19 protein-coding genes and 1 other annotated feature are annotated in these 21,974 nt (G+C 39.3%); of the genes, 1 reads left to right on the top strand and 18 read right to left on the bottom strand.

Features of this window, described 5'->3' with window-relative positions:
* Positions 1 to 10: 10 nt before the first annotated feature.
* From carB to pyrR, 5 genes are all read right to left on the bottom strand, one after another.
* A complete protein-coding gene (carB, locus tag FFM51_RS01085; protein WP_137596817.1) occupies positions 11 to 3,190 on the bottom strand; it encodes a carbamoyl-phosphate synthase large subunit in 3,180 nt (1,059 codons plus the stop codon).
* A complete protein-coding gene (gene carA, locus FFM51_RS01080; RefSeq protein WP_137596816.1) occupies positions 3,183 to 4,283 on the bottom strand; it encodes a glutamine-hydrolyzing carbamoyl-phosphate synthase small subunit in 1,101 nt (366 codons plus the stop codon). The genes carB and carA overlap by 8 nt, the downstream gene beginning before the upstream one ends.
* Positions 4,276 to 5,556 (bottom strand): dihydroorotase, encoded by a 1,281-nt coding sequence (locus tag FFM51_RS01075; protein WP_137596815.1) that lies wholly within the window; start codon positions 5,554 to 5,556, stop codon positions 4,276 to 4,278. The genes carA and FFM51_RS01075 overlap by 8 nt, the downstream gene beginning before the upstream one ends.
* Positions 5,557 to 5,568: 12 nt before the next feature.
* Positions 5,569 to 6,495 carry an aspartate carbamoyltransferase catalytic subunit gene (locus FFM51_RS01070; protein WP_137596814.1) on the bottom strand — a complete coding sequence of 309 codons (927 nt, stop codon included), beginning with the start codon at positions 6,493 to 6,495 and terminating at the stop codon, positions 5,569 to 5,571.
* Positions 6,496 to 6,678: 183 nt separating this feature from the next.
* Complete coding sequence (gene pyrR, locus FFM51_RS01065; protein ID WP_137596907.1) at positions 6,679 to 7,221, bottom strand: bifunctional pyr operon transcriptional regulator/uracil phosphoribosyltransferase PyrR; 543 nt, start codon at positions 7,219 to 7,221, stop codon at positions 6,679 to 6,681.
* A gap of 257 nt (positions 7,222 to 7,478) precedes the next feature.
* Between pyrR and FFM51_RS01060 the strand changes: the two genes are divergently transcribed.
* A complete protein-coding gene (locus FFM51_RS01060; protein ID WP_137596813.1) occupies positions 7,479 to 8,117 on the top strand; it encodes a hypothetical protein in 639 nt (212 codons plus the stop codon).
* A gap of 5 nt (positions 8,118 to 8,122) precedes the next feature.
* Here the strand turns inward: FFM51_RS01060 and FFM51_RS01055 are convergent, their stop codons facing one another.
* The 13 genes from FFM51_RS01055 to FFM51_RS00995 form a co-directional block, all read right to left on the bottom strand.
* Positions 8,123 to 9,079: a ketopantoate reductase family protein gene (locus FFM51_RS01055; protein ID WP_137596812.1), complete on the bottom strand. Its 957-nt coding sequence runs from the start codon at positions 9,077 to 9,079 to the stop codon at positions 8,123 to 8,125.
* Between the two features lie 7 nt (positions 9,080 to 9,086).
* Positions 9,087 to 10,277 carry a pyridoxal phosphate-dependent aminotransferase gene (locus tag FFM51_RS01050; RefSeq protein ID WP_137596811.1) on the bottom strand — a complete coding sequence of 397 codons (1,191 nt, stop codon included), beginning with the start codon at positions 10,275 to 10,277 and terminating at the stop codon, positions 9,087 to 9,089.
* Between the two features lie 199 nt (positions 10,278 to 10,476).
* Positions 10,477 to 11,262: a carbon-nitrogen family hydrolase gene (locus tag FFM51_RS01045; RefSeq protein ID WP_137596810.1), complete on the bottom strand. Its 786-nt coding sequence runs from the start codon at positions 11,260 to 11,262 to the stop codon at positions 10,477 to 10,479.
* Positions 11,263 to 11,436: 174 nt separating this feature from the next.
* Positions 11,437 to 12,099: a methionine ABC transporter permease gene (locus FFM51_RS01040; protein ID WP_137596809.1), complete on the bottom strand. Its 663-nt coding sequence runs from the start codon at positions 12,097 to 12,099 to the stop codon at positions 11,437 to 11,439.
* Positions 12,099 to 13,121: a methionine ABC transporter ATP-binding protein gene (locus FFM51_RS01035; protein WP_137596808.1), complete on the bottom strand. Its 1,023-nt coding sequence runs from the start codon at positions 13,119 to 13,121 to the stop codon at positions 12,099 to 12,101. Before FFM51_RS01035 ends, FFM51_RS01040 begins: the two co-directional genes overlap by 1 nt.
* A 54-nt stretch (positions 13,122 to 13,175) precedes the next feature.
* Entirely contained in the window at positions 13,176 to 14,009 is an 834-nt protein-coding gene (locus FFM51_RS01030) for a MetQ/NlpA family ABC transporter substrate-binding protein (RefSeq protein WP_137596807.1), read from the bottom strand.
* Between the two features lie 95 nt (positions 14,010 to 14,104).
* Positions 14,105 to 14,367, bottom strand: a binding site (T-box leader).
* Positions 14,368 to 14,438: 71 nt separating this feature from the next.
* The gene (locus FFM51_RS01025; RefSeq protein WP_137596806.1) at positions 14,439 to 15,740 is read right to left on the bottom strand and encodes an O-acetylhomoserine aminocarboxypropyltransferase/cysteine synthase family protein; all 1,302 of its coding nucleotides are present in this window, start codon (positions 15,738 to 15,740) and stop codon (positions 14,439 to 14,441) included.
* Positions 15,741 to 15,776: 36 nt separating this feature from the next.
* Complete coding sequence (locus FFM51_RS01020; RefSeq protein ID WP_137596805.1) at positions 15,777 to 16,973, bottom strand: trans-sulfuration enzyme family protein; 1,197 nt, start codon at positions 16,971 to 16,973, stop codon at positions 15,777 to 15,779.
* A gap of 366 nt (positions 16,974 to 17,339) precedes the next feature.
* Entirely contained in the window at positions 17,340 to 18,107 is a 768-nt protein-coding gene (locus FFM51_RS01015; RefSeq protein ID WP_137596804.1) for an ABC transporter ATP-binding protein, read from the bottom strand.
* A 12-nt stretch (positions 18,108 to 18,119) separates the two neighbouring features.
* On the bottom strand, positions 18,120 to 19,127 hold the full coding sequence (locus tag FFM51_RS01010; RefSeq protein ID WP_137596803.1) for an ABC transporter permease: 1,008 nt from the start codon (positions 19,125 to 19,127) through the stop codon (positions 18,120 to 18,122).
* Positions 19,128 to 19,150: 23 nt separating this feature from the next.
* The gene (locus FFM51_RS01005) at positions 19,151 to 20,194 is read right to left on the bottom strand and encodes an ABC transporter substrate-binding protein (protein WP_137596802.1); all 1,044 of its coding nucleotides are present in this window, start codon (positions 20,192 to 20,194) and stop codon (positions 19,151 to 19,153) included.
* Between the two features lie 132 nt (positions 20,195 to 20,326).
* On the bottom strand, positions 20,327 to 21,097 hold the full coding sequence (locus FFM51_RS01000) for an acetoin reductase (protein ID WP_137596801.1): 771 nt from the start codon (positions 21,095 to 21,097) through the stop codon (positions 20,327 to 20,329).
* Between the two features lie 17 nt (positions 21,098 to 21,114).
* Positions 21,115 to 21,969: a MetQ/NlpA family ABC transporter substrate-binding protein gene (locus FFM51_RS00995; RefSeq protein WP_170999531.1), complete on the bottom strand. Its 855-nt coding sequence runs from the start codon at positions 21,967 to 21,969 to the stop codon at positions 21,115 to 21,117.
* Positions 21,970 to 21,974 lie beyond the last annotated feature (5 nt).

Raw genomic sequence — 21,974 nt, 5'->3', positions numbered from 1 at the left:
CACCCACTCCCTAAATTGCATCAATCAGATATGACTGACTAACTAGCATTCTTACCACTGCTGCCAATGTGTCCAGCGAGGTTAGCACTAACACTCCATGACTGATTGCTAATGAACGAATTTTAGCGCCATCACTAACTGCTGCAGCGTTATCATCAACCGTATTAACCACCAATGCAATCTTACCTTTAACCAATAGTTCCGTAATTGGGGCGTTATTTTCGCTCAGTTTAGCAACCTGTTTGTGAACCAAAATTCCTTGTTGCTGTAGGTACTGGCCGGTTCCTTGAGTAGCATATAAATTAAAACCAAGTTGTGATAACCGCTGTGCTAAGCTTGCTGCTAATTGCTTCTCACCATCTTTGACTGTCATCAAAATATTACCGTGAGCTGGTAAATCAACACCACTAGCTTGAAAGACCTTATACAAGGCCTTTTCAAATGTAACGTCACTACCCATTACCTCGCCTGTGGATTTCATCTCAGGACCCAACAAACTATCGACAGCATTTAATTTACTAAAGGAAAAAATAGGCGCTTTAACGTGAATTAATTTTGATTTTGGTTGTAGTCCAGTTTGATATCCTAGCTGGGCCAATCGTTGTCCCATAATTACCTGTGTTGCTAGTTGCGTCATTGGAATTTTGGTAGTCTTACTTAAAAATGGAACTGTCCTGCTAGCCCGTGGGTTAACTTCGATTACAAATGCTTGCTCTTCATGAATCACAAATTGAACATTCATAAGGCCTCGGCAATTTAGTGCATGCGCTAACTTAATGGTGGCGCGCTCAATTTGATTAACCATCTGAACCGATAATGTTTGTGGTGGGTACACCGCCATCGAATCACCAGAATGAATTCCCGCACGCTCAATGTGTTCCATAATTCCTGGAATGAGAACTGTTTCGCCATCACAAATGGCGTCAACCTCGACCTCCTTGCCAGTCAGATAGCGATCTAACAAAACTGGATGCGCATGCGATACCTGAATGGCGGCATGCATATAATGATTCAATCCATCCTTATCATGTACGATTTCCATCGCACGACCACCTAATACATAACTTGGACGGACCAATAGTGGATAACCAATCCGTTCGCCAATCTCTAACGCTTCTTCATTAGTCCTCGCCGTGGTCCCAACTGGTTGTGGAATTTTTAATTCTTGAATGATCCGATTAAACTCATCCCGATCCTCCGCTCGATTAACATCTGTCACCGTCGTACCCAATATTTTAATACCATGTCGAGCTAGTGGCTCTGCCAAGTTAATGGCAGTCTGACCACCGAACTGCACAATCACCCCTACTGGCTGCTCTAACTCAACTACATTAAGAACATCTTCCAGTGTTAATGGTTCAAAATATAGTTTGTCAGAAATTGAAAAATCAGTTGAGACAGTTTCCGGATTATTATTCATAATAATTGCTTGGTAGCCTGCTTCTTTAAGTGTTTGCACGCAGTGAACCGTAGCATAATCAAACTCAATTCCTTGCCCAATTCTTATTGGACCAGCACCAATAACCAGTACTGCAGGTTGATTATTCGGCTGGCTTTCATTTTCCGTCTCATACGTGCTGTAAAAATAAGGAGTTTTCGATTCAAATTCAGCTGCACATGTATCAACCATTTTGTAAACCGGTACAATTTGTTGCTTTATTCGCCAGTTTCGAACTTCATCTGCCGAATTTTGCCATGCTAACCCGACCTGATAATCACTAAATCCGTTTCGTTTCGCCTTTTTTAGGATCTCTGTATTGTGTGGATGTTGTTCTAACTGCGCATTTATTTCTAGAATATGGCTTAATTTATCCAGAAAAAATAAATCGATCTTTGTTAACTCATGAATTTCTTCTACTGACCATTGTCGGTTTAAAGCTTCAACAATACAAAAGAGCCTGTCATCCCGTGCATTCACCAACCGATCGGCCAACACCTGTTCATCCAACTGGTGTAACCCAGGTAACTCTAATGAATTGGTTCCTATTTCTAGTGAGCGAACTGCCTTTTGGGTCGCCTCTTCAATGTTTCTTCCAATTGCCATCACCTCACCAGTTGCTTTCATTTGTGTCCCTAACAATCGATCAGCATGGTTAAACTTATCAAATGGCCAGCGTGGAATTTTACAAACCACATAGTCTAGTGACGGTTCAAATGCCGCAAAAGTGGTTTGTGTAATTGGATTTTTAATTTCATCCAAAGTCAAACCAACGGCAATTTTAGCTGCTAATTTGGCGATCGGGTAGCCGGTGGCCTTTGATGCTAGCGCGGATGATCGACTAACGCGTGGATTAACTTCAATGATGTAATATTGGTAGCTTAGTGGATCAAGTGCCAATTGTACGTTACAGCCACCCTCGATTTTTAGTGCAGAAATCAACCTTAGCGAAACATCCCGTAACAACTGATATTCCCGATCTGAGAGCGTCTGTACAGGTGCATACACAATTGAGTCACCCGTATGAATTCCTACTGGATCAAAATTTTCCATTGAACAAACTACCATTGTATTATCGTTATGGTCACGCATTACTTCAAACTCAATCTCTTTATATCCCGCAATACTTTGTTCAATTAATACTTGTGTAATTGGTGATAACGCCAAGCCATTTTCAGCAATCTCTGCTAACTCTGTTACATTATTGGCAATCCCGCCACCAGTACCTCCTAATGTATAGGCTGGTCGAATAATAACAGGAAACCCAATCTGACTAGTAAAAGCTTGTGCTTCTGCAACAGTCGCCACCGTTTTTGATTGGGGAATAGGCTCACCAAGTTGTTGCATTAATTCCTTGAATTGCTCTCGATCTTCAGCTTGATTAATCGATTTCAAGCTGGTCCCAAGTAACTCAATCCCGAAAGTTGCTAAAACGCCGGCTTCATCTAATTGTTTGGCAAGGTTGAGCCCTGTTTGGCCACCTACCGTTGGCAAAATAGCATCAGGTCGTTCCTTTCGAATCACACGACTAACGAACTCAAGTGTTAATGGCTCAATGTACACTTGATCTGCAATTTCAGGATCTGTCATAATTGTGGCCGGATTTGAATTAACCAACACTACTTGATAGCCCTCTTCTTTTAAAGCTAAACATGCTTGGGTGCCAGAATAATCAAACTCGGCTGCTTGACTAATAATGATTGGACCAGAACCAATCACTAAAATTTTTTTAATATCTTTTCGTTTAGGCATGGTTTGAAATACTCCTTTGGCGTTGATAGCTAACAATGTTTTCTAAGAAGTCGTCGAATAAGTGACTAGCGTCATGCGGTCCTGGAGCAGCATCGGGATGAAATTGAACTGAAAACGCTGGATACTGTTTATGACGTAGCCCCTCGATTGTCTGATCGTTAATCTCTTGATGTGTCACCAATAAATTAGTTTGCACAATCGATTCAGCAGCCACCGCATAGCCATGATTTTGTGCTGTAAAGTCTATTCGATTGGTTGCAATTTCACGTATCGGATGATTGAAGCCGCGGTGACCAAATTTCATTTTGAATGTGTCCGCACCATTCGCCAGCGCAAATAATTGATGGCCCAAACAAATACCAAACAACGGCACCCGTTGTTCAACCGTACGAATCATTTCAAGTGCCGCGGGAACGTTTTTAGGATCACCAGGTCCATTACTAAGCAACACCCCATCTGGCTGATAACTCAAAACTTGTTGTGCAGTTGCTGTCGCCGGCAACACAACCACATTGCATTTTCGTTTAGATAACTCACGTAAAATGCTGTGCTTGAGCCCATAATCAACCACCACAATTCGCAGACCAATATTAGGATTCGGATACGCATTGTTAGTACTACTTTGCACTACTAAATCAATTTGGTTTGTCTGTTCAGATCGTTCCAAGAATTGTTTGATCTGTTCTTTGGTATCAACTAATGCAGCGACCATTGCTCCTTGTGATCTAATTTTCTTAGTGATTGATCTAGTATCAAGATCTGTAATCCCTGGAATTTGGTGTCGCTTCAAAAATTCTGCTAAACTCATTTGACTGCGCCAGTTACTTGCTCGCCGAGCTAATTCATGCACTACTACGCCAGCTGTAGTTGGTTTAACCGATTCATCGTCATCAAAATTGATGCCATAATTGCCAATGAGCGGATAGGTAAACATCAAAATTTCACCATTATATGACTGATCAGTAATTGATTCTTGATAACCGGTCATCCCCGTGTTAAAAACCAATTCTCCTGTACTGATAGTTGTACCGCCAAAGGCAGTTCCAGCATAAATGGTGCCATCAGATAATACTAAATATCTTGGTTTAGTCATAATCTGCCTCCCTTTGATATACTATTCGGCCATCAACTAATGTCATCACTGTTGTTCCAAGTACTGATTGCCCAATAAATGGCGAATTATGACCTTTTGATAAAAATTGTTGTGCATTAATTTCAGCGGTATTCTTTAAGTCGAAAACTGCTATGTCGGCAGGATCACCAATTTTTAATTGTCCCACATTGTTAAGGTTAAATACTCGTTTTGGTGCGCCACTCATCCAGTCAATCAATTTATTTAATGGCCAAATTCCAGCCTGCACGAACCTCGTGTACAATAGTGCAAATGCCGTTTCAGAACCTACAATTCCATTGGGTGCTGCCGACAAACCAAGTTTTTTTTCTTGCTCAGTGTGGGGAGCATGGTCCGTCGCAATTAAATCAATCGTTCCATCCATCAAGCCAGCGATGCATGCCAACCGATCAGTTGTACTACGCAGTGGCGGATTCATTTTAAACTGGGCATTATCCGCTATAATTTCAGTATCATCTAGTAATAAATGATGTGGTGTCACCTCACAGGTCACATTAACTCCACTAGCTTTGGCGACTCTGATTAACTCAATACTTTCTTTGGTGGAAACGTGACAGACATGGTAATGGACACCTGTTGCTTTAGCTAAGGCTAAATTACGGGCAATTTGTGCAGTTTCACTGACATTATTTATCCCAAGAACACCTAACTTCTCGGCTCTAGGACCTGAGTTTATAACCCCATTGTGCGTTAGATTCATATCCTGCGCATGATCACACAAAATCATTTTTAGGTTAGCTATTTGCTGCATTGCAGCGTACATTACCGCTGCATTATCAATGCTAGAACCGTCATCACTAAATGCAAATGCACCTGCCCGTTCCAATTCATCAAAATGAACAACTTCTTGTCCTAACCGTTGTTTAGTTACCGGTGCATATTGTTTAACTTTCACCACTGCACTCTGATTCAACTTGGTTTGTTCCCTAAATCTTTGTGCGTTGTCAGGGGTCGGATTTAAATTAGCCATAGCTCCAATTGTTGTGAACCCACCATGAGCTGCGGCCGCGCTCCCAGTTTTGATTGTTTCTTTATTTGTGAATCCTGGTTCCCGCAAATGCACATGAACATCAACTAACCCTGGGCTGATTAGTGCCTGATTGACGTCAATTACCTGATCAGCTGTGGTTATAGCGCCATTTATTTGTTTAACACGTCCATTCTCAACTAAAATAGTTACTTTTTGGTAGTGACCGTCTATATAGCTACGACCATTTTTTAGTAATAAGCTCATTGAAGATTCCCCCTATAACAAATTTTGGAATCGTAGTAACCGACTAATGATTGCCATGCGCACAAAAACACCATTTTGCATTTGTGTAAAAATTCTTGAATGTGGACTTTCAACTAATTCGTCATCAATTTCTACCCCGCGGTTTACCGGCGCCGGATGGAGAACAATTGCCCTTGCTTTCATTCGCTCAGCTCGCTGCTTAGTCAGACCATATTGTTCATGATAAGTTGATGCATCAAACTTAGCATTATTCAAGTCAGTAATCCGTTCGTGTTGCACCCGAAGTAAATTAATCACATCCATTTGTGGTAACAATGCGTCAAAGTCCCCAAACTGACCATATTTTGCTAATGTAGGATCAGCCCACTCTTTTGGCCCAGCAAAGTAAACTTGAGCTCCCAATCGCCACAGCATCTCAGCATTGGATCTTGCTACTCGCGAATGAACAATGTCGCCGATAATTAATACCTTTAAATCGTGGAAACACTGAAATTGTTCCAAAATGGTCATCATGTCAAGTAAACACTGTGATGGATGCTGTCCGGCCCCATCACCAGCATTAATTAGTCCAATTTTCAGATTATGTTTAACTAATTGACGATAATATTCGGTTCGCGGATGTCGAATCACCGCAACGTTGGCACCAATTGAATCAACCGTTTTGACAGTATCGTATAAACTTTCACCTTTACTAACAGAGCTCGTAGCTCCATTAAAATCTAGCACATGCATGCCTAATTTCTTTTCAGCCATTTGAAAACTAGTTTTAGTACGCGTTGAATCTTCAAAAAACAAATTAATGGCATACGCAGGTTTTAGTAATTGCACCTGTTTACCAGCCTTAAAAGCTTGCGCCTCGTGGATCAAATCTAGTGCATCACCAGATTCTAATTGGTCAATGGTTAATAGGTTATGCTGCGTTCGTTCTGTCATCATCATATTGATCATCCTTTCAAATTAAGGGTCGTTTCAGAAAAATCGCTACAAAAAAAGCACTTGTTCAATCATTTCCTGATTAAACAAATGCTTTTACTCGCGTGTAGACTCCTCGCTAAAAGTATGCAAGGACTTTACTGCACCGTTTTGTTCTCTCAGGAAACAATTAAATGGTTCAGTTACAAATTATTCTTTTATTTTTTCAATAGTGATATCTTCATGACCATCATATTCTTCCATCGCTACATGAACTTGTTCATCCATTGCAGTTGGAATATTCTTACCGACAAAATCAGGTCGGATTGGTAGCTCACGATGCCCACGGTCAACTAAGACAGCGAGTGATATTTTCTTTGGACGCCCTAAATCCATTAGTGCATCTAGAGCAGCGCGAACTGTTCGACCAGTGAACAAAACATCATCAACTAAGATCACGTGCTTATCTGTTATATCAACATCAATATCTGATGCTGTAACAGTTGGTTCAATATGATGATCAGGGATATGGCGATCATCACGATATAAAGAAATATCCAGTTCACCAACTGGCACGTCAATTTGTTCTAACTGTTTCAATCGTTTCGCTAGCCGTTTGGCAAGATAAATTCCACGAGTCTTAATCCCAACAAACACGAGATCATCAACACCCTTGTTCTGTTCGATTATTTCGTAGGTAATCCGGGTTAGTGCCCGTTGCATGCTTGATCCATCTACAACTTCGTGTGCCACCATTTTCAGCTCCTTAATGTAAAAAGACCTTCTTAGCCGTTAAGTTAAGAAGGTCTTCTAATATTTCTACCGGAATTCCTTATCAGCCTCGCGGGACTAAGTTAAAGGTTATTTGTATTGTGGTAAGTTTAGCGGAAAGCCAGCAGTGTGTCAATACTAATGACACAAATAGTCACATATGCTTTTAAAAAATCATATTTCGTATTTTTTTCTTATGCTATACTAATTTTATTAATTCAATTTTTGGGGGGATTATTATGTTAAAACGTTTATTGACTGTTTCACTTTGCTTGATAAGTTCTGCTATTCTTGTTGCATGTTCATCAGGCAATGATAGTAAGCAATCTAGTTCATCATCTTCAACGTCGGTTAGTGTCAAAAAATCATCTAATCATAAAAAAATTAATGAATCTAGTACAATAACTAAATCTAACAGCTCCAGCGCTTCACCAGATGCATCATCTGGAATCCCAGTCTCGGAGGATCAAGGGATGGCTGTATTTTATACAATGCGTGTTAAATATGGTGACTCTGATGCGACATTAACATCTGCTTTTCAAAATAAAGAAATAGCAGATTTAAGTGTTCAAAATATTAGTGGTCAAAATGTTGCTTACAACTACAATAAGTCAATAACTACCGTTTTCCCAGAAAATACTTATCTGGTTGCAGGAACACCAACTGCAGCTGGAGATGTGACCTTTCAACTAACAAATGATCACACGATTCGTGTATATAATGTGCCTTCACATTTCCAAGATACTCGCTGGTTAACCGATAACAGCTGGGCCAAATCGCAAGTTGATGGCTATATGGATAATCCTGAAACTTGGGAACTACAAACACCAAATAATGATTTACTTAATCTGATGAAGACAACTAAAACCAATTATTAAACTGATTATTTTCTGTATTGACGAGTATTCTCTGCTAAGTGTACTAAATTACGCAAAAAATCATGCGTGGAAGCTTCGTAATTGTACTGCTTACCCAATTCATAAATATATCCATTAATGTAATCTACCTCAGTAGGTCGATTTTTACTCATGTCTTGATACATTGATGGGTAATGCAATGGATTAGTAACCCGACTCACATGTTCAATCGTATCCCATTCCTGTTGTCTGGTATTTAACAAAGTAATCCCAGCTCGTTCGCAGACATCAAACGCCTCGTTGATTAATTGTTTCCCCAGCTTCTCAGCGCCAGGGTACGCAATAAATTGACCCATTTGAATTTCAAATAATGTACAAATTGTATTAATCACGGAATTGAAAATTACTTTGGCCAATAACGTACCCAAAAAGTTAGTAGTTAGTGTTGGATTAAGATTGGCTTTTTGAAAATCGGCCACAATCTGATGCGTCGTTTCATCTGGCTGTTCCGTCTGATTAGCCAAATTCATTGATCCTGCACCAGAGGCACCAATAAAATCAACATCTCCAGCCGCATTCAATACAGTACCAATTAGTGCTGTCCCACCAATTACTTTTTGTGGTTCAAAATATTGATTGAGTTTTTCAATGTGCCCCATTCCATTCATACCAGTAACCGCATATTGGTGTGGTTTAAAGAAGTGCTCGCTGCGTTGTAATAAATCTGCAAGTAACATTTGCTTTGAAAATACAATATATACATCCGGGTTTCCCGTATATTCTTCTGGAGTATAAATATTTACTGGTACTAAATGCCGATTTTCTCCATCACGCGAAACGTAAACACCATTTTGTTGTTTAATTGTGGTTACTTGTGGTTCCCATGTATCTACAAAGTCGACCTCAAAGCCAGCTTCTTGTAATAAAACACCATACCGCAATCCCATTGCGCCCGCACCTAATACCGTATATCTCAAAGCCATTTTGCCACTACTCCTTTACTTGATCAAAGATGTGCAGTTTATCAATTCGCTCAACTGCTTCTACCAACCGTTCCGGCTCAATCAACAGTCCAATTCTGACATAGCCTTCGCCTTGTTCGCCAAACCCATTACCAGGAGCTACCCCTACACCAGCTTCGTTCAGCAATACATCAGCAAACGATTCACTCGTGTAGCCACTTGGTACGGGCATCCAAACATAAAAAGCGCCACCTGGATTGATTGAACGCCAACCAATTTTCTCAGCTGCACCAATAAAAGCATTTCTACGAGTTTCGTAGCGCGCCACGATTTGGTTAATTTCACTATCTCGTTTTGGATCTTTTAATGCATCAATTCCAGCTTGCTGTAGTGCGGGAAAGACGCTCACAAATAAATGATCTTGAATTAAATTAATTGCTTCAATAATATCTGGGTTGCCGACAGCAAAAGCTAGCCGCCAACCAGCCATATTAAAAGTTTTGGAGTACGTATAAAACTCAATTCCAACCTCTTTAGCACCAGGGATTTCCATGAAACTAATCGGAGGCTGACCATCGAACCCAATGGCACCATACGCAAAATCACTGATCACGCCAACGTGATATTTTTTGGCCCAATCAACTAGTTCTTCATAAAACTCACGCGTCGCAACTGCACCCGTCGGATTATTCGGATAATTTAAATAAATTAACTTAGCTTTTTTAGCTACGTCTACCGGAATTGCATCTAAATCAGGAAGGAAGTTATTCTCCTCTTTCAATGGAAATGTTTCAAAATTAACCTGTCCTAGTGCTGCTCCAGAAAGATAATCCGGATAGCCTGGATCAGGTAATAAAAACGTATCACCAGGATTCATTAATGCCCATGGCAACTCAACCAAGCCAATTTTAGAACCACCTAAAATTGCGACCTCTTTTTCAGAATCAAACGTAGCCCCATATTTTTCTAAATAAAAATCACTAGCAGCTTTTTTTAATGCCGGCAAGCCACGGAAAAGAGAATATTTATGATTCTCAGGCTTTGCCACATTTTCTTGGGTACTCTTAACGATGTAATCTGGGGTTGGTTTATCTGGATTTCCCTGTCCTAAGTTAATCACATCCACTCCTGATGCTGCTTTTTGATTAACCTTGGCAACTAAATTAGCAAAGAATTGTTTTGGTAATTGTTGTAATAATTTTGACTCTGGAAATTCCATAATATTCTCTTCCTTCCGTATTGCGCGACAAAAAACTAGCTTTGCTTGTTCTTTTTTATACGCCGTTCTATTTCAAAACGTGCTCCGACCTGCAGACGCCTAGGGCTAGGTTCGTAAGGACCATCAATAAATCATAGACCGATTCATTAATGGTCCTTACGAACCTAGCCTACGGCATCTAAACACAGGTCGTCGCACTCTATTTATATAGATCAGGCCGTCGATCTTTAAATACTGGTATTTGACCTCTTACCGCCTCAATGGACTCTAAATCAAACGATGCCACTTTTAGCTCTTCTTGTTCCCCCGCCTGAGCGATTATATTGCCAAGAGGGTCGACTACCAATGAATGCCCATTAAAGTGATTATCAGGGTCATCCCCTACCCGATTAACCGCCACCACAAACGCCTGGTTTTCAATTGCCCGAGCCCGTACTAATAATTCCCACTGAGTGACCCGTACATCTGGCCATTCAGCAGATACATATAATACCTGTGCGCCGTGCCGACTAAGCGTTCGCAACCATTCCGGAAAACGAATATCATAACAGATAACCCCAGTACTTGGAACTTGTGCCAACTCAAATGAGGTTTCATCCGACCCGGCTGTAATAAATTCACCTTCATGCATCAGGCCAAATAAATGCACCTTATCATACGCACTCACAACGGCTCCCTGATCACTAACCACATAGCTAGTGTTATAAAAATGACCATTTCGTTTGGTTGCTACCGATCCACCGACAATATTCAACTGATATTGACTGGCTAAACTTTGTAACAACTGTTGGGTTCGTTTACCATTTTCATCCGCCAACTGATCTAGTTGATTTAGGGCATATCCTGTATTCCACATTTCAGGAAATACGACTACATCAACTTCTTGCTCAGCAGCTTTACGGACATATTCTTCTACTCGCTTAAAATTGGCATCTGGATTGGCAAAGGTCACATTAGTTTGCGCTAATCCAACTTTGATTGTCATTTTTTGTGGACCTCCTTTAGAGATTACCTTTTATTATCAATAATGTATTCACTAAAACACATACATCACGGTTAAGAGGCTAATTATACAATTCGCGTACATCAACGAATTATGCAATTAGCCTCTTACTAACACTATTGCTGAAATGTGCTCTTAACCGCGGCCGATCACACTCTAATCTTTTTTCAATCTGGCCGATACCACATTTCCAATCGATTGAATTAGCTGGACTAAGACAATTAAAATTACGATGGTAACGTACATTACATCTGGTTGGTAACGTTGGAATCCGTATTGATATGCAATATCACCTAGTCCACCGGCACCAACCAATCCGGCCATTGCTGTTGCTCCAATCAAGCCAATTGCTGCAATTGTTAGTCCACGAATAATGCTGCTTCTAGACTCACGCACCATGATACGCCAGATGATGTTGCCGTTACTAATTCCCATTGATTGATATGCTTCAATGGTTCCTGGATCAACCTCTAATAGTGAAGACTCAACTAATCGGCCAATATATGGTCCAGCGTAGACCACCAAGGGTAAGACTACACCACGAATACCAATTGTTGTTCCCGCCACAAATTTAGTAATTGGTAAAATTAAAAACAACAAAATGATAAATGGTAATGATCGTAAAATATTGATAATCCAATTAGTAATTGAATAAACAGGTTTATTAGGATGTAGCCCGTCAATTCTAGTAACCACTAGCAGTACTCCAATTGGGATCCCGATCACAACTGACAAAATAAATGTAATTGAGGTCATCGCTAACGTTTGACCAAATCCGGTCCAGATAACTGAACCCCATAAATTGATAAATGTTTGCATTATAGTTTAACCTCCTCAACATGCACTTGTTGATCACGAATGTACTGAAGTGCAGCCTCGTACTGACTTTTATCATCCGTCTTTAAATATACTAACAATCTGCCGTATGGTTCTCGTTTCATATATCCCATGCTACCAGCCAAAATATCCGGCGTAATTCTAAATTTCTCCTGCAGTTGTGATAAAAGTGGATTATTCGCACTATTTCCAACAAACTGAAGTGAAACCAGTTGTTTAGTATCTTGATACGGTGCCAAAATATCGCGCGGCACACCCAAAGTATCACTGACTCCTGCAAATCGCTTGGTAATTTCTTGTTTTGGTTGTGTAAAGACATCAACCACATTTCCTTCTTCAACAATTACGCCTTGATCCAGAACTGCCACCCGATCACAAATTCGTTGAATTACTTCCATTTCATGTGTAATTAGAAAGATTGTAATACCTAACTCTTGATTGATCTTTAACAACAAAGACAAAATTGATTCAGTTGTTTCGGGATCCAATGCACTTGTTGCTTCATCCGACAACAGAATCTTAGGTTCATGAGCCAATGCTCGTGCCACCGCAACTCGTTGCCGCTGCCCACCAGAAAGCTGTGCTGGATAACTATCCCGTTTATCCCACAAATCAACTATTTTTAAGTACTTTTCAGCCCGTTGTGTCGCCTCTTTTTTATCAATACCTTCCAAAGTTAGTGGTAACACAATATTTTGAAAAACGTTCGCTGTGACTAGTAAATTATAGCTTTGAAAAATCATGCCAATTTTACGCCGTAACTTCAGTAAATCCGATTTAGATAAATCAGCTACGGATTCGCCATTAACAATAACTTGTCCAGATGATGGTTTTTCCAAGCCATTAATCATGCGAATTAATGTACTTTTACCGGCACCAGAATAACCCATGACACCATAAATTTCACCATCATCAACCTTTAACGATACATTTTCAACTGCTTTAACATGCTTATTTTTTTGTTGACCTGTAAATGTCTTCGATACGTTTTTAAACTCAATCAAGCGAGTTGTCCTCCTTGTGGTATATGACAGAAACTAATCGCCCTGTGTTGTACTCTATTTCGAGATAACAACCGATCCGCCAAATGCCTTATCAATATAATTTTTAACTGTCTTAGAGTGGTAGTACTTATCAAGTTGTTTGATAACCTTGTCATCTTTGTGACCCTGTTGCACAACAAAGTAATTAGGATATGGGTTATTCTTGTATTTTTCATGGTAAATAGCTTCATTCTTTTTCGATAAACCTGATGAATATGCGTAATTACCATTTACTGCAGCAGCGGTGACTTCATCAAGTTGCTTTGGTAATTGTGCAGCATCCAACTCCACAATCTTCAGATGTTTTGGATTTGAAGCAATTGTGTTCTTAGTAGCGTTTTGTCCAACACCTTTTTTAATCTTCAACACGCCAGCCTTTTGGAATAATTCCAAGGCCCGAGTTTCATTAGCTGGATCGTTTGGAACAGCAATTGAATCGCCATCTTTTAAATCATCAAGTGACTTGATACTGTTAGAATAAATTCCCATTGGAAAGGCCACCGTTTTAAACGCTGCTGAGAACTTATAATTCTTGTCTTTTTCTTGTTGCTTCAAGAATGGTAATGTTTGATAACTGTTAGCATCTAAATCACCAGAACTAAGTGATGAATTGGGTGTGTTGTAATCACTAAAGACCTTGATTTTAACGTTAAGGCCATCTTTTTTGGCTAGCTTCTTAACCTGTTGAGTGATCTGTTCATGTGGTCCACCAGTAACCCCAATTGTGATTGTTTTAGTGCTAAGCTGTTTGCTTTCACTATTGCCACAGCCAGCTAATCCCCCAGCTGCTACCAGTGCGACCGATGCGACAACTAAAAGTCGTTTAAATAATTTATGATTTTTTGTCATGTTAATTCCTCCCAAAATAAATGTGTGAAATAAGCTTGTTAGATTAAATTAACCAGTAATTAAATTCAAAATAAAAAGCCCGCCCAATGCATAATGCAAAGGACGAGCATCCACCCGTGGTACCACCTTAATTTGTAGTTTTCTCACAAAAACCACCTTGGTAAGTCGCAACAATTATGACGTCTATAATTGTTAAGACCTAGTTTTGATAACGAGTACCGACCCGGTGTTAACTTAGAATTTCCTCATTAACACATCATTCGGAGACCATCTTCAAATCATCACTTAACTTCTTTCCACCAAGCAGAAGCTCTCTTACATAAGCAATAAATCCTACTCATCTCTTCATCATGCTTTAATCAACTATTAATTTAATGTAAATTAGTCTAATCTCTTTTTAATGTTATGTCAATAGTCATTATTAACATTTTATTTACTAAATGCTTGCTCGATTGCGTGCCCTAAATCAGCGATTAAATCATCAACATCTTCCAATCCAATCGAGAGCCGCAACACTTGATTATTCAACGCATGCTTTTGCCGGATGTCGGCTGGAATTTCCCGATGGGTGGTTTTAGCTGGGTTCACAATTAATGACCGTGCATCCCCAATATTAGGCAAATAACTAAACACTTTAACCTGATTAATTATTTCCGCAATCTGGTTTTCATCTCCTGCTAGTTCAAACGATAAAATTGAGCCAACACCCTTAGGAAAATACCTTTTAACTAATGGATTATCATATTCAATTCCTGAATAATAAACTTTGTTTACATGCTCGTTTTTCGTCAAAAATTGTGCAATCTTGGTAGCACTTGCTACTTCTTTAGTTAACCTTTCTGAAATAGTCTCCAACCCTAACAAAATTAAGTACGCATCGCTTGGTCCCAAAACAGATCCCAACAAACGTAAATATTTCATTCTGATACGTTTAATAAATGCTAAATTACCAAACTTAGTAACAAAACTTTCTCGCTTACCAGTTTTTTCATCACCTAAAATAAATTCATCTTCGTTAAATTGCGGAAACTTATCATTATTCCAGTCAAACTTACCATGGTCAACCACCAGTCCTGAAATTACATTACCGTGGCCATTAATGCCTTTCGTTGAGGAATATACATCAATATCAGCGCCATGCTTGAATGGTTGTAACAAGTACGGTGTTGGAAACGTATTATCCACAATCAATGGAATTTGGTTTGCATGCGCAATTTTAGCCAGTCCCTCTAAATCGGCAATCTCGGTACTTGGATTAGCAACGCTTTCGACATAAATCGCCTTTGTATCATCCTTGATCAATCGTTCAACCGTAGCAAAATCATTAATATCATCGACAAAATCAAAATTAATACCAAATTTCGGAAAAAAGGTTCTAAATTCATCGAGTGCGGAGCCATAAATATTGTTGGGTGCAATAATTCGACCACCATTTTCGGCAACATTAAAGATCGTATATGAAATTGCAGACATCCCAGAACCCACTGCAACAGCGTCTGCGCCTCCTTCCAACGCAGCAATTCGCTGTTCAAACACATGAACCGTTGGATTACCATCACGAGAATAATCAAACCGATTTGGTAGCTTCCCTTGCACAATTTGATCAGCCACTGCTGTATTATCAAGTCCAAATGCTGCCGTTTGATAAATCGGTACAGAGGAAGCAAATTGATGTTCTTTAGGATCATAACCCGCATGAATTCTTAGGGTGTCAAAATTATTTTCTGTCAAACTATCCACTCCATCTTCTTAAATCGAGCTAATATTTTAAATAGCACGTCGCTTGATTCTTTTAAATTTATTTGAACTACTTTGACTAAGTTGCAACGATTCAAATGATTGCGTCAAATCAGAGATTAGGTCAGTCGCAGCTTCAATTCCTACTGATAAGCGTACAAGTTGAGGTGTAATCCCAGCTTTTAAGCGCTCAACTGGCGGTAACTCTGCATGACTCATTTGATAAGGCAACTCGACCAAACTTTCAACTGCACCCAAGCTCACCGCTAATTTAAACAAATGCAATTGGTTAACAAATGCGGTTGCATCAACATCTTGCTTCAATTCAAACGAAAGCATTCCACCAAAACCACTACATTCTGTGGCTGCAATTTGATTATCACTGGAACCTTTGATTCCTGGATAATTGATTTCAGTGACTTCATCACGATTCTTAAGAAAATCAATAATCGCAAATGAATTCTCTTGTTGACGATCCATTCTCACAGCAAGTGTTTGAATTCCGCGGCGAACTAGATTAGCACTTTCAGGGGACAAAACTCCACCTAACGCATTTTGGATAAAGTAAATTTTTTTGCCTAGCTCCTCAGTTTTAGTGACGACCAATCCAGCAATTACATCAGAATGACCCCCCAGATACTTAGTTGCCGAATGAACAACAATGTCTGCCCCCAAGTCCAATGGCCGTTGCAAATAGGGAGTTAAAAATGTATTATCCACAATTGTTAGAACATTATGTTGCTTAGCAATTTTAGCAATCTGTGTCACACTCGTAACATGCAGTAATGGATTGGTTATTGGTTCAAAGTAAATGGCTTTGGTTGCTGGAATGATGGCGTGCTTAACCGCAGCTAAGTCCTGTGTATCAACAGCGGTAAACTCGATTCCACGTTCATTAAAGTACTGCTCAATTAATCTGTATGTGCCACCGTATATCTGCTCGCCGATCACAATATGATCGCCTGGCTTAAAAATCGCAAAGGCCGCATGGATGGCTGCCATTCCAGAAGCAAACGCAAATCCTTGCGTCCCGTTTTCCAACAATGCAATCTGTTTTTCAAGGTACTCGCGCGTGGGATTACCGGAACGCGCATAATCCCAACGAACCTGGCTATCAATTGCTGGATACTGATATGTCGACGAATTATATACCGGAACATTGACTGCTCCGGTTTGGTTATCATTAACGCCTTGACCATGTACTAATCGCGTATTGAATTCTGTCATATTAATTACCTCCAAACAAAAAATGCACTTCGCCATAGTCTATCTCTAGACAAGGACGAAAGTGCATTTCGCGTTACCACCTTAATTTGAACAACCCTCACGAGTCATTTCTCGTTGGGTACTCAAGTGTAGCTATTAAGTACTTACTCACGTGTATACCCTAACTCTGTAACGGGAGTTCCCGTCACCGCCTCACTTGTGCTCGACGGTGATAACTGCATTTAAGACCATCTTCAACCAACCACTATTATCGCTTTTCACCACCTAGCGACTCTCTAAAAATAATGATATAGCCTACTCATCTTCGCATTCCATAACTATTCGATTGACGATATTATTAAACAATGATGAGAAAAAGTCAAATTTTTATTTACTACTCTCAGTATTAAACCCAAACTTCAACTTTTCTTGTAGATTTTGCCGCATCTTTAAAAACGCATCACTGTCTCGTTGTCTTGGAAATGGTAAATCATTAATCACAACATCTTTAATTTTGCCCGGCCGAGGCGTCATCACAATGATCTTTTGACTTAAATAAACTGCCTCGTCAATATCATGCGTTACCAAAATCATAGCTGTTTTAGTTTTTTGCCAAACACGATAAATAACATTTTGAACATCAGCTCTAGTAAAAGCGTCCAATGCGCCCATTGGTTCATCTAACAACAACACTTCTGGATTCATGATGATTGATCGTGCTAAGGCTGCTCGTTGTGCCATTCCACCTGAAACCTGGTGGGGAAATGATTTTTCAAAGCCCTGGAGCCCCATTAAGTCAATGTAATGATTCACTAACTCATGATCATAATTTCGACCGTAAACGGCCTTTAATCCTGAACTAATATTGCCTTCAATGGTTTCCCAAGGATACAAACTTGCATGTTGAAAAACATATCCTCGTGACACATCCGGTTTTTTTACGACCTCACCATTTACAGAGACACTTCCTTGTTCTGGTTTATCTAACCCAGAGATTAAACGCAACAGTGTTGTTTTGCCACAGCCCGAAGGACCAATAATCGAAACAAATTCTCCTGGTTCAACCGAAAAATTGATATTTTCCAAAATATCAATTTTTTGTCCATCGTTATCAAGTAATTGGCGCTTAACATCTTTAACTTCTAACAAATCCATTATTTTTCACTCCTAAATTCCCGTGCTATTATCACGCCAGCGTAATACTTTTTCTTGTACCGTGGTTAACAGCGAGAAGATAATCGAAAATAGTAGCGCCATAATTGCAATTGAAGCATAAACTTGAGTATAATTTCCAGTTCCTTTAGCCCAGTTAATATACCAACCTAGACCAACCTTAGCTCCCATCATTTCTGAAATGACCAGAGTCATAAATGACAAACCTAACGCCGTGTAAATTCCAATGAAAATACTCGGCATCGCCCCAGGAATCACAACCTTTCGAATTATCCGCCACTCACTAAAACCTAACGTATGAGCAGATTCAAAATACGCTGTTGGAATTCCTTGGACGCCCCCAATCGTCATAAAGGCAACTGGAAACCAAACTGAAAACACAATCAGAAACACTTCGGCTGAATAACTAGTTGGAAATAGGATCATCGTTAACGGCATCCAGGCAGCAGCTGGAATAATACCAATCACTTTTAGGAATGGAAAAGCCCAGTAATTAGCCTGACGATAGCGTCCCATAGCTAATCCTAAACCAACTCCAATTAAGGTCCCAATAATAAAACTAACCAACCACAATACTAATGAAGATTCGGTTGATTCCCACAGTAGTTGATGGTCTTCTCGAATTTGATCCAATATTTGAGCAAAACTAACAAAAAAAGGCAGTGTAAATCTAGCAAACTTTTCAGTTAGCAAATCTTGCCCAAGTAACAAAATACCTATAATGGTATTTAATTGGGCAAAGTGCCCAGCATAAAAGTGCGCCTTAAAACTAACAAATCGTCCATATAAGTAGATTCCAATTAAATAGAGTCCGTAAATTACCAAAAAATAGCGATAAACGGTGTTATCAACTAATTCTTGCGCGGGCACAAACAAATTCTCTAGCAACGCTGCAACGACCACTACAACACTGAGAATGTTCCACCTATAATCCCACTTTTTCCAATACTTAACCGTTAAGTCCGCAATCTGTGACTGCTTTTTTTGTTGTCTGTCACTCATCAGTTAAACTCCTCACCCATCAATTACTTTAAATCTGGATCCCAATATGCCTTTTTCAATAACTCTGCATTATTAGTGTTTTTCTTCAAGTAACCCGCCTCTTTTAATTGGCTAATATAGTAACTCAAATCTGATTTACCCTTCTTCAAATTGAGTTCAAAGTGCTCGTCACGAATAATTTGGGCGACATTTTTTTCATTAATAAACTTAGTCTTAGAAACGTAACCCTTGTTTAACTCAATCTTTGCAGTCTTTTCTGGGTGTTTGTTAATCCACTCTGCTGCTTCTTTATATGATTTGGCAATTGCCTTTGCTTTAGCAGGGTTTTCCTTAATTAACTTGTTGGAAATATATAGATAACAGCACGAGCCATCCTTTTTCATTCCCATATTTGCCATGTCCTGATTACCGGCACTATTATTGTTATCAATAATGACTTTAAACCCGTCTTCTTGTTGTGCTTGGTAAGCATATGGATCAACGGTTCCAATCGCTTGAACTTCACCTTTTTGTGCTGCTTTTGCTAACAAATCAGTTGAGTAAACTTTCCAGGTAACATCCGTTTTCGGATTGATTCCGGCATGTTGTAAAGCAATGGAAGTTACATATTGTGGTGTAGACCCTTGTGCTGGAATACCAATTGTTTTACCTTTAAGATCCTTGACACTATTGATGTTGGAATCTTTCGGCACTAATAGTTTAATACAGCCTTGGTGAATGCCCCCGACAGCTTTAATTTGAGCACCATTTTGAATGGCTGGTAAATACTGAAAATCACCATTTTGAACATCGTATTTACCACTAGCAAACCCCGCCTCTAGCGTACTAATATCACGTGGATTAGCGACTAATTTAGCTTTTAAACCATTTTTCTTAAAGAATCCCTTTTCGTAAGCAATGTAGTTAGGGGCATTACAAATTGACCCATCCTTTGCCGGTACCGTAATTGTTCCATATTTATAATCGCTATTTCCTGAACTTGCCGAACTCTTACCGCAACCACTAAGAACAACCGTTAACCCCAAAACACCAACTAAACCCAATAGCATTTTCCATGATGATTTCATTTAAAATCTCTCCCCACTCCAAATTAGTAATTCAATGATTCTAATACACTTATCATGAACACTAAACCACCAGCATGCTCATAACAGCTAAGATGTGTAATCATATGATGTCATCCCCCTCAAAAATTATATTTATTGAAAATGCATTCCGCCATCGACTAAAATCGATTGTCCTGTAATATAACCAGCACCAGGTGAAGCAAACCATGCTACAACTTCCGCAACATCAGTCGGTGTTGCCTCTCTTCCTAATGCAATTTCTTTTAGTACATTGGATTGTTGCTCAGGAATTGATATTTTATGAATAGCGGCAGTTCTACGATCAATTTCATCCCTCAGTGGTGTTCGTACAACTCCAGGATCATATGCATTCACTGTAATTTGATCTTGAGCCAATTCCTTAGCAGCAGCTTGAGTTAGACCTCGAACTGCAAATTTCGATGCTGAATAAGCACTTTGTAATGCAGAGGCTTCTACACCAGCTAATGAGGCTGCATTAATAATGCGACCACCATTCCCTTGTTTCTTAAACTGGTTTGCGGCAGCCTGTATTCCCCAATAAGTACCCTTCAAATTAACGTCTAGCAACCGTTCAATATCATCAGGATCCGAGTCAATAATCGTGTCAATAAATGCTACCCCGGCATTATTAACAAAAACACCCAATTCTCCTAGATCTGATACTGCTGCTTTAACTAAATCAAACACTTCACCACGATGTGCTACATCTAGCTGATATGCTTTTGCTTGATATCCATCGTTGCGGAGTTTTTCCGCTACCTTAGATGATGTCTGAGCATTGATATCTGCTACAGCAATCGAGAATCCGTCTTGGGCTAATCGATATGCGACTCCTTCACCAATACCTTGCCCTGCACCGGTGATAATTGCTACTTTTGACATATTCTAAAATCCTTTCTTTAATTGAAATATGACAGTGGTTTAGAAACCTCAATCTTAGTTCCATAATATTTATCTTTAATATGCTTTTGAATATCTTTTTTGTGGTACAACTTCACTAGTTTTTTGTAATTTGTATTATTTTTATTTTTTGCTGAAGTGGCAAGAATATTAATATTGTCTTTAGTACTCTGGTCTACTTTTTCATGGTAAATCGAGTCTGTTAACACATGTAATCCACCTTCAAGTGCAACTGTATTAGAAATTAAGACAGCATCAACATTTTTGATAATTCGTGGACCAGTTGTATCATCAATTTGTTTAAATTGAATATTTTTCGGATTGTCTTGAATATCCTTAATAGTTCCTAACATACCAAAATCTTTCTTTAATGTTATTAATCCTGCTTTCTGCAGCAGTAATAATCCTCGTGCTGCTTGTGATGGATTATCCGCAATTGCTATTGTTGCACCGGTAGGAATATCATCAATTTTTTGGTATTTTTTTGAGTAAATTCCCATTGGTTCTAGGTATGTAGTGCCTAACGCAGCTAATTTATTATTCTCATTTTGTTTATTGTATGCTAGATAATATGAATACGATTGAAATGCATTTACGTCAACGCTGCCATCAGCAACCGCTTTATTTAGCTGCACTCCATCAGTAATTTGTTTTACTTTAATTTTAAGGCCCAATTTTTTGGCATCATCGCTTTTAGCAATATATTGCCAAATATCATAATCAGAGCCTTGTGACCCAACCGTGATTGTTGAAGACTTACTTGCACCGTGAGTGCTGGTATAGCTATGAACACCAAAGAACACCGCCACAATGACCACTAAAATTCCAATTAACCACCAGATACTTTTTTTCATCAAAT

It is taken from the genome of Paucilactobacillus kaifaensis (assembly GCF_005405145.1).
Classification (GTDB): domain Bacteria; phylum Bacillota; class Bacilli; order Lactobacillales; family Lactobacillaceae; genus Paucilactobacillus; species Paucilactobacillus kaifaensis.
Note: the sequence above shows the minus strand (reverse complement) of the source record. Positions and strands in the feature narration are given on the sequence as shown.